Origin of the sequence: Sorangium sp. So ce128, from assembly GCF_051525245.1 — a bacterium.
GTDB classification, from domain to species: Bacteria; Myxococcota_A; Polyangia; order Polyangiales; family Polyangiaceae; genus Sorangium; species Sorangium cellulosum_B.
The window spans coordinates 11,810,101-11,819,198 of the sequence record NZ_CP150313.1 but is presented as its reverse complement, the minus strand read 5'-3'; the positions used below and the strand labels follow the sequence as shown (position 1 = coordinate 11,819,198).

Sequence of the window (9,098 nt, the reverse complement as noted above, 5' to 3'; positions counted from 1 at the left end):
GAGTCCATGGCCAGCGAAGAACATGAAGACAACACCATTTACAAAGTCGTCGTGAACCACGAGGAGCAGTACTCGATATGGCCCGAGTACAGGGAGAACCCCCTCGGCTGGCGTGACGCGGGCAAGGCCGGCACCAAGGCAGAGTGCCTCGATCACATCAAGGAGGTCTGGACCGACATGCGTCCGCTCAGCCTCCGCAAGCAGATGGAGGAGGGCCGGTCGCCGTGACCGACTCGAGCGCTTTGTCAGCGCCGCGCGAGGCGCCGCGAGAGACGCCCGCGGACACCGCGGTCCGCGAGGCCGCGGGCCTCTCGCGGTCCTGCTTCCCCGGCGGCGCGCTGCCGCTCGTCGTGAGCCCGCTCGGCCGCGGCGACGTCAGCGTCCCGGCGCTCGCCGCGGCCATCCGGGCGTGCGCGGAAGAGGAGCTGATCCGGCACGGGGCGGTGCTGTTCCGCGGCTTCCCGGTCCGATCGACCGCCGACTTCCACGCCTTCGTCCGGCTCGTGACGCCGGATCTGCTGGACTACACGTTCGGGTCGACGCCGCGCTCCCACGTGCAGGACCGCATCTACACGTCGACGGAGTACCCCGCTCACCAGCACATCCCGCTTCACAACGAGCAGTCGTACACGCTCGATTGGCCGCTCAAGATCTGGTTCCACTGCGCGGTGGCCGCGCCCGAGGGCGGCAGCACCCCGCTCGCGGACAGCCGCGAGGTCTTCCGGCGCATCCCGGCCCGGCTACGGGAGCGCTTCGCGGCGAAGAAGGTCATGTACGTGCGCAATTACGGCAACGGCCTGGACCTGCCGTGGCAGAAGGTCTTCGGCACGAACGACCGGGCCGAGGTCGAGCGCTTCTGCCGGGCGGCAGGCATCGAGTGCGTGTGGAAGGCCGACGGCGAGCTGCGCACACGCCAGGTGTGCCAGGCCGTGGCCACCCACCCGCGCACCGGAGAGCACGTGTGGTTCAACCAGGCCCACCTGTTCCACGTCTCCAACCTGGAGCCGGCCGCGCGGGAGGCGCTCCTCTCGATCTTCGCCGAGGAAGACCTGCCCCGCAACGCCATGTATGGAGACGGATCGCCCATCGAGGGCGCCGCGCTCGACGAGATCCGCGACGTGTACAGGCAGCTCGCCGTGGAGTTCGCCTGGCAAGCGGGGGACGTGCTCCTCGCGGACAACATGCTGGTCGCCCACGGGCGCGCGCCATTCCGCGGCCCGCGCAAGGTCCTTGTCGCCATGGCCGAGCCGTACCGGGCCAAAGCCTCCTGAGGTTCTTTCATGCTTGAGGATGTCTTCGTTTTTCCGATGAGCTTCGCCCAGGAGCGGCTGTGGTTTCTCGCCCAGCTCGATCCGGAGAGCGCTTCCTACAACCTGGCCACGGCCGTGCGGCTCACAGGAGCGCTCGAGGTCTCCGTGGTGGAGCGGTGCCTCTCCGAGATCGTGCGCCGGCACGAGATCCTGCGCACGACGTTCACGGTCGTCGACGGCGAGCCCGCCCAGGTGGTCCACCCCGATATGGCGCCGCGGCTCGGGCGCGTGGACCTCGGCGCCTTGCCGGCGGCGCAGCGGGATGCGGAGCTCGGGCGCCTCATCGAGCGCGAGGCGCGGCAGCCCTTCGACCTCGTGAGCGGTCCGCTCCTGCGGCTCACGCTCCTGCGGCTCGGACCGGAAGAACACGTCCTCCTCTGGGTGGTTCACCACATCGTCTTCGACGGGTGGTCCACAGGCCTGGTCCTGCGGGAGTTCGCCGCGCTGTATGCGGCGTTCGCCGAGGGCCGGCCCGCCCCGCTCGCCGACCTGCCGCTGCAGTACGCGGACTTCGCGCACTGGCAGCGCGAGCGCGTCAAGGGCGGCCTGCTCGAGGACCAGCTCGCCTACTGGACGCGGCAGCTCTCGGGGCAGCCCCCGCTGCTGGAGCTGCCCACGGATCGCCCCCGGCCCCCGGAGCAGCGCTACCGGGGCGCGCGGCGCTCCTTCCGGGTGCCCGGCGCGCTCGCCGCGGCGCTCGGCGCGCTCGCGCGGCGCGAGGAGACGACCCTGTACGCGGTGCTGATGGCCGCCTTCCAGGCCCTCCTCGCCCGCCACGCGGGGACGTTCGATATCAGCGTGGGCACGCCGGTGACGAACCGGAGCCGCGCCGAGCTGGAAGGGCTGGTCGGCTGCTTCGCCAACACCGTCGTGATCCGCGCCGATCTCTCGGGGGATCCGCCGTTCACGGCGCTGCTCGCCCGGGTCACGAGCGCCGTGCGAGAGGCGCAGACGCGCCAGGAGGTGCCGTTCGATCAGGTGGTGGAGGCCGTGAGCCCGGCCCGCGATCTGAGCCACGCGCCGCTCTGCCAGGCGATGTTCGCGCTCCAGCCGGCGGCCCGGCAGCCGCTCTCGATCACGGGCCTCGAGGTGCGCCTCCTCGACCTCGAGGTGGGCGGCGCCCAGTTCGATCTCTCGCTCGACATCGCGGCGGACGACGAGGGGCTGACGTGCGCGCTCGATTACGACACCGACCTGTTCGACGAGCGCACGACCGCGCGGATGGCCGACCATTTCCTGCGCCTCCTCGCGGGCGCGGCGGCGAGCCCGGGGACGCGCCTCTCGGAGCTGCCGATGCTCGCGCCCGAGGAGCAGCGGCAGGTGCTCGGGTGGCGGACGACAGGGGCGCCCCACCGGCCCCCGCGCGCCGTGCACCGGAGGGTCGAGGAGCAAGCGGCGCGCGCGCCCGAGGCGACGGCCGTCGTCCACGAGGGGCAGGAGATCACGTACGGCGAGCTCGATCGGCGGGCCAACCAGCTAGCGCAGCTGCTCCGGCGGCGCGGGGTGGGGCCGGAGGTCCGCGTGGGCCTCTGCCTGCCGCGCTCGATCGGGGCGATCGCCGCCTCGCTCGGCGTGCTGAAGGCGGGCGGCGCCTACGTCCCGCTCGACCCGAGCGACCCCCGGGAGCGGCTCGCCGCGAGGATCGACGGCGCCGGGATCCGCGTGGCGATCGCCCAGGGCGACGCCGAGCTGCCCCCCGGCGTGGAGGTGATCCGCCTCGACGCCGACTGGACGTGCGTGCGCGGTGAGCCCTCCGCGCCGCCGGCCGGGGAGCCGGCGCCCGAGCAGGCGGCGTGCGTCCTCGATCCCTCCGACGCGACGGGGGAGCCGAGGGGCGTCGTGATCCCGCACCGCGCGCTCGCGAGCGTCGTCGACGCCGCGGCGGCGGTCCAGGAGATCTCGCCAGGCGACCGGGTGCTGCAGCTCGCGCCGCTGACCTCCGGCGCGAGCGCCGAGGAGATCTTCCCGTGCCTCGCGCGCGGCGCGACGCTCGTGCTGCACGCCGAGGCGGCGCTCGAGTCCGCGGCCGGGTTCCTGGCGGCGTGCGGCGCGCGGGGCGTAACCTCCGCGGTGCTGCCGACCCAGCGCTGGCACCGCCTCGTCGCGGCGCTCGGCGAGGGGCTGACCCTGCCGCCGTGCCTCCGGCAGATCGTCCTCACCGGCGAGGCGCCCTCGCCCGGGCGCGTGAGCGCGTGGCGGGCGTCGCCGGGGGCCGCGCGCGTTCGCCTGCTGGGCGCGTACGGTCCGATCGAGACCGCGGCGATCGCGGCGGTCGGCAACCTGGCGGCGGCGGATCTGCGCGAGGCACGGGCGATCCCGATCGGCCGGCCGCTCTCGAGCGCGCGGGCGTACGTGCTCGACCCCGCCGGTCAACCGGTGCCGGCCGGCGTCGTCGGAGAGCTCTACCTCGGCGGCCAGGGGCTCGCGCGCGGGTACTGGGCGCGCCCGGCGCTGACCGCGGAGCGCTTCGTCCCCGATCCCTTCGCGGAGGAGCCGGGAGCGCGGCTCTACCGGACGGGGAACCGGGCGCGGTGGCGGGCGGACGGACAGCTCGAGCTCGCCGGCCGCATGGACCACCCGGAGACGGTGCGCGGCTTCCGGATCGAGCCCGCGGAGCTCGAGGCGCGCCTGCTCGACCTGCCCGGCGTGCGCGACGCGGCCGTGGTCGCGCGGGAGGACCGGCCGGAGGCGCGGCGGCTCGTGGCGTACGTCGCGGCCGGCGCAGACGTGACGCCGGAGCAGATCCAGCGCGCGCTCAAGGAGCAGGTGCCGGACTACACGGTGCCCTCGGCGTTCGTGGTGCTTGCGGAGCTGCCCCGCACGCCGCGCGGCACGGTCGACCGGCGCGCGCTGCCGGCGCCCGTCGCGCCGAGCGGCGAGGCCGTGACGCCGCGCACCGAGGCCGAGGCGGCGCTCGCGGGGATCTGGGCGGAGCTCCTGGGACGGCGAGCCGTCGGGGTCCAGGAGAACTTCTTCGAGCTGGGCGGCGACTCGATCCTCGCGCTCCAGGTCGTCTCGCGCGCGCGGGCCGCGGGCCTCTCGCTCACGCCGCGACAGATCTTCCAGCAGCAGACGATCGCCGGCCTGGCCGCGGTGGCGACGTCGGCCTCGGCGCCGGTCGTGGAAGCGCCGCTCACGGGCGACGCGCCGCTCACGCCGATCCAGCGCTGGTTCTTCGAGCAGAGCGGGCCGAGCCCGCACCACTGGAACCAGACGGTGCTGCTCGAGCTGCGGCAGCGGGTCTCCGTCGAGGCGCTCACGGCCGCGGTCCAGGCGGTGATCGACCATCACGGCGCGCTGCGCCTGCGGTTCACGCGCGAGGCGGGCGGGTGGAGCCAGTATTTCGCGGACGCCGTCGCCGCGGAGGTCGCGCGGGTCGACCTGTCGCACCTCCCCGCCGAGGCGCAGCCCGCGGCGCTGGCCCGCGCGGCAGGGGAGCACCAGGCGCGCCTCCACCTGACCGAGGGGCCGCTCTTCCGCGCGGTGCTGTTCGATCTGGGCCCGGAGCGCCCCGGCCGCCTCCTGCTGATCGCCCACCACCTCGTCGTCGATGCCGTCTCGTGGCGGATCCTGATCGAGGATCTCCAGACCGCCTGCCGGCAGCACGAGGGCCGCGAGGAGATCCGGCTCCCGGACGAGCTGGTCTCCTTCGGTGAATGGGCATGGCGCCTGGGCACGCACGCCCGGTCCGAGGCGGTGGCCCGGCAGGCGGACGCGTGGCTCGCCGCGAGCCGGCCGACGGCGGCGCTGCCCGCGGACGATCCGGCGGGCTCGTCGCTCGAAGCGGACACGGTCCATCGGACGCAGCTCCTCGGCGCCGAGGACACGCGCGCGCTGCTGCAAGCGGCGCCCGCGTACCGGATGCGCGTGGACGAGGTGCTGCTCGCGGCGTTCGCCGGAGCGCTCGCGCAGTGGACGGGTGATCCCGCCGTGCGCGTCGACCTGGAGGGACACGGTCGCGACGCGCTGGACGAGCTGGACCTCTCCCGGACGGTCGGGTGGTTCACGAGCATCTATCCCGTCCGGCTGGAGGTCCCGGCCGACGCGGCGCCCGAGCGCGCGCTCAAGGCGCTGAAGGAGCAGCTCCGCGCGGTCCCACGGGGCGGCGCGGCGTACGGGGTGCTCCGGTACCTGGGCGAGGACGAGCGGGCGGCGCGCCTCCGGGAGCGCGCCGCGCCAGAGGTGCGCTTCAACTACCTCGGGCGGTGGGACGACCTCTTCGCGTCGAGCGCGCTGTTCGCGCACGCCGAGGGCGAGGTCGGGCGCGACCACGATCCGCGCGCGCCGCGGCGCCACGAGCTGGAGGTCGACGCGGCCATCGTCGGCGGGCGCCTCCGGGTGATGTGGAGCTACAGCGGGGCCCGCTACCGGCCCGAGACGATGGCGCGCCTCTTCGAGGACTTCGCGGCGCGCCTGCGCGCCCTGGTCGAGCACTGCCTCGCGCCGGGCAGCGGCGGCGCCACGCCGTCGGATTTCCCCCTGGCGCGGCTCGATCAGGCCAGCCTGGACCGGCTGCTCGGGCCCGGGCGCGACGTCGAGGACGTCTATCCCCTGAGCCCACTCCAGCAAGGGCTGCTCTTCCACAGCCTGTGGGAGCCCGGCTCGGGCGTCTACGTCCAGCAGGTCACGTGCACGCTGGACGGGGCGCTCGACGTCGACGCGTTCCGCCGGGCCTGGGAGGCCGTGATCGAGCACCACGGCGCCCTGCGCACCACCTTCGCGTGGGAGGGCGCCGACGAGCCGCTCCAGATCGTGCGGCGCGGCGCGGCCGTGGAGATCGAGGTCGAGGACCTCCGCGGCGCCGGGGACGAGGAGCAGCGGGCGCGCCTGTCGGCCCGTATCGAGAAGGATCGCGCGAGGGGCTTCGATCTGGCGCGGGGCCCGCTGACGCGCGTCTCGCTCCTGCGCCTCGGGGACCAGGTCCACCACGTGCTCTGGAGCCACCACCACCTCCTCCTCGACGGGTGGGCGGCGGCCCTCGTGCTGCGAGACGCCTTCTCCGCCTACGACGCCCTGCGCGCCGGCCGCGCGGTCGCGCTGTCGGCCCGGCGCCGCTACCGCGAGTACATCGCCTGGCTGCGCGAGCGGGACGCGAGCGCCGACGAGCCGTTCTGGCGAGGCGCGCTGTCGGGCTTCAGCGCGGCGACGCCGCTGCCGCTGGAGCGCCCGGCGCGCGAGACGTCCGAGGCGTCGGCCGAGGGGAAGAGCGGTTACGGGGCGAAGTTCGTCTCGCTGTCGGAGCCGGCCACGGCGCGCCTGCAGCGCTTCGCGCAGCAGCACCACGTGACGTTGAGCACGCTCGTCCAGGCCGCGTGGGCGCTCCTGCTCAGCCGCGCTGCCCGGAGCGACGATGTGGTCTTCGGCGTCACGGTGGCCGGGCGATCGGCGCCGCTCGCCGGGATCGACGCCATGGCGGGGCTCTTCATCAACACGCTGCCCCTGCGCGTGGCGGTGCCGCAGGCCGCGACCGTCACAGGCTGGCTGCGCGATCTCCTGACGACGACCACCGAGCTCGGCCCGCACGAGCACACGCCGCTGTCCCAGACGCGGGCCTTCAGCGCGGTGCCCGCGGGACAACCGCTGTTCGAGAGCCTGCTGGTCTTCGAGAACTATCCCACCGATCCTCGGACCCTGCAGGGCTTGCCCGGGCTCGGGGTCCGCGACGTCGCGTTCACGGACCAGACCAACTACCCGCTCACCCTGCTCGCCCTGCCGGGAAATCGGCTCCAGCTCTGCCTGTCCTACGACAGGCAGCGGTTCGACGAGGAGACCGCCTCTCGCCTGCTCGACCTCGTCGAGGGGGCGCTCGGACAGCTCGTCCGCCGCCCCGAGGCGCGGGTCGGTGAGCTGTCGCTCCCCGGCGAGCTGGAGTCCCGGCGCGTCGTGACCGAGTGGAACGCGACCGAGAAGGCGTATCCGGGCGAGCGGCTCGTGCACGAGCTGTTCGAGGCGCAGGCCGAGCGGACCCCGGACGCGACGGCCGTGATCTTCGGCGAGCGGCGGCTGAGCTATCGAGAGCTCAACGTGCGCGCCAACCGCGTGGCCCACGCCCTGCGCCGCCGCGGCGTCGGGCCCGACGTGCTCGTGGCCATCGCCGCGGAGCGCTCGATCGAGCTGGTCGTCGGCCTCCTCGGCATCCTCAAGGCCGGCGGCGCCTACGTGCCCATCGACCCGGATTATCCGGCCGACCGCATCGCGTTCATGCTCGACGACGCGGCCGCCTCCGTCCTGCTCAGCCAGTGGCCCGTCGCCTCCCGCCTGCCGCCGCACCGCGCCGAGGTGCTCTGCCTCGACGCCGATCGCGCCAAGATCGACCGCGAGCCCGCGACCAACCCCGCTGTCGCGGTCTCGCCGGACAACCTCGCTTACACCATCTACACCTCGGGCTCGACCGGCCGGCCCAAGGGCGCCGGCAACAGCCACCGCGGCCTGCTCAACCGGCTGCAGTGGATGCAGGAGCGCTACGGGCTCACCCCGGATGATCGGGTGCTCCAGAAGACCCCCTTCAGCTTCGATGTCTCGGTCTGGGAGTTCTTCTGGCCCTTGATGACCGGCGCGGGCCTCGTCGTCGCCAGGCCCGGCGATCACCGCGACGGCGAGCGGCTCATCGAGCTCATCACACGCAACGCCGTCACCACCCTGCACTTCGTCCCACCCATGCTCCAGGCCTTCCTGGAGACGCCCGGCGCCGCGTCCTGCAGGTCGCTGCGCAGGGTGGTTTGCAGCGGCGAGGCGCTGCCGGCCGAGCTCGCGCGGCGGTGCTTCGAGCGGCTGCCCGACGCCGAGCTGCACAACCTCTATGGGCCCACCGAGGCGTCCATCGATGTGACCTACTGGGCCTGCCAGCGACAGGACACGTCGGCCTCGGTGCCCATCGGGGCACCCATCGCCAACACCCAGATCTACCTGCTCGACCGCCATGGACAGCCCGTGCCGGTGGGCGTCGCCGGCGAGCTGTACATCGGCGGCGTCGGCCTCGCCCGCGGCTATCACCGGAGTCCCGCGCTCACCGCAGAGCGCTTCGTGCCCGATCCGTTCGGCGCCGCCCCCGGAGGCCGGCTCTACCGCACCGGCGATCTCGCGCGCCACCGGCCCGACGGCGCCATCGAGTTCCTCGGCCGCCTCGACCACCAGGTCAAGATCCGCGGCCTGCGCATCGAGCTTGGCGAGATCGAGGCGCGCCTGCTCCAGCACCCGGATGTGCAGGAAGCCATCGTGGTCGCGCGCGATGAGGCCCACGGCGGCAAGCGCCTCGTCGCCTACGTCGCCGGAAAGGGCGGCGCCGCGCCGGAGCCGGCGCCGCTGCAGGCCTGGCTCGCCGAAGCGCTGCCGGCCTACATGGTGCCCGCGCCGATCCTCGTGCTCGACCGGCTGCCGCTGTCGCCCAACGGCAAGGTCGACCGGCGCGCGCTGCCCGCGCCGGACGCCACGGCGGCGGCGCGCCGCGCGTACGTCGCGCCGCGGACCGAGGCGGAGCGGATCCTCGCCGAGGTCTGGGCGGAGGTGCTGCACCGCGATCGGGTCGGGATCGAGGACAACTTCTTCGAGCTCGGCGGCGACTCGATCGTCACGTTGCAGGTCCTCTCGCGCGCCTTCCAGCGAGGGCTTCAGCTGACGCCAAAGCAGCTCTTCGAGAACCCCACCGTGGCCGAAGCCGCGGCCGTGGCGACCGTGGCCGCCGCGCCCATGCCGGCGCCGCCCGAGCCGCCGCGAGACCCCGAGACCCCTGACGCCGGCCTCTCCGCGGAAGAGTGGAGCGATCTCCTGGACGAGCTCCAAAGGTGAACC

General features: G+C 74.0%; 3 protein-coding genes. All 3 read left to right on the top strand.

Annotated elements, in window-relative coordinates; genetic code table 11:
• Positions 1-6: 6 nt before the first annotated feature.
• The 3 genes from WME82_RS44800 to WME82_RS44790 all read left to right on the top strand — a co-directional run bounded on the left by WME82_RS44800 (position 7) and on the right by WME82_RS44790 (position 9,095).
• A complete protein-coding gene (locus WME82_RS44800; protein WP_437742527.1) occupies positions 7-228 on the top strand; it encodes an MbtH family protein in 222 nt (73 codons plus the stop codon).
• 110 nt (positions 229-338) lie between these two features.
• Positions 339-1,271 (top strand): TauD/TfdA family dioxygenase, encoded by a 933-nt coding sequence (locus WME82_RS44795; protein ID WP_438044991.1) that lies wholly within the window; start codon positions 339-341, stop codon positions 1,269-1,271.
• 9 nt (positions 1,272-1,280) lie between these two features.
• Entirely contained in the window at positions 1,281-9,095 is a 7,815-nt protein-coding gene (locus WME82_RS44790) for an amino acid adenylation domain-containing protein (RefSeq protein ID WP_438040320.1), read from the top strand.
• Positions 9,096-9,098: the final 3 nt, after the last annotated feature.

Coding starts and splice junctions, on each gene's coding strand:
- WME82_RS44800 (WP_437742527.1), top strand. CDS start 7: ATGGCCAGCGAAGAACATGAAGACAACACCATTTACAAAGTCGTCGTG.
- WME82_RS44790 (WP_438040320.1), top strand. CDS start 1,281: ATGCTTGAGGATGTCTTCGTTTTTCCGATGAGCTTCGCCCAGGAGCGG.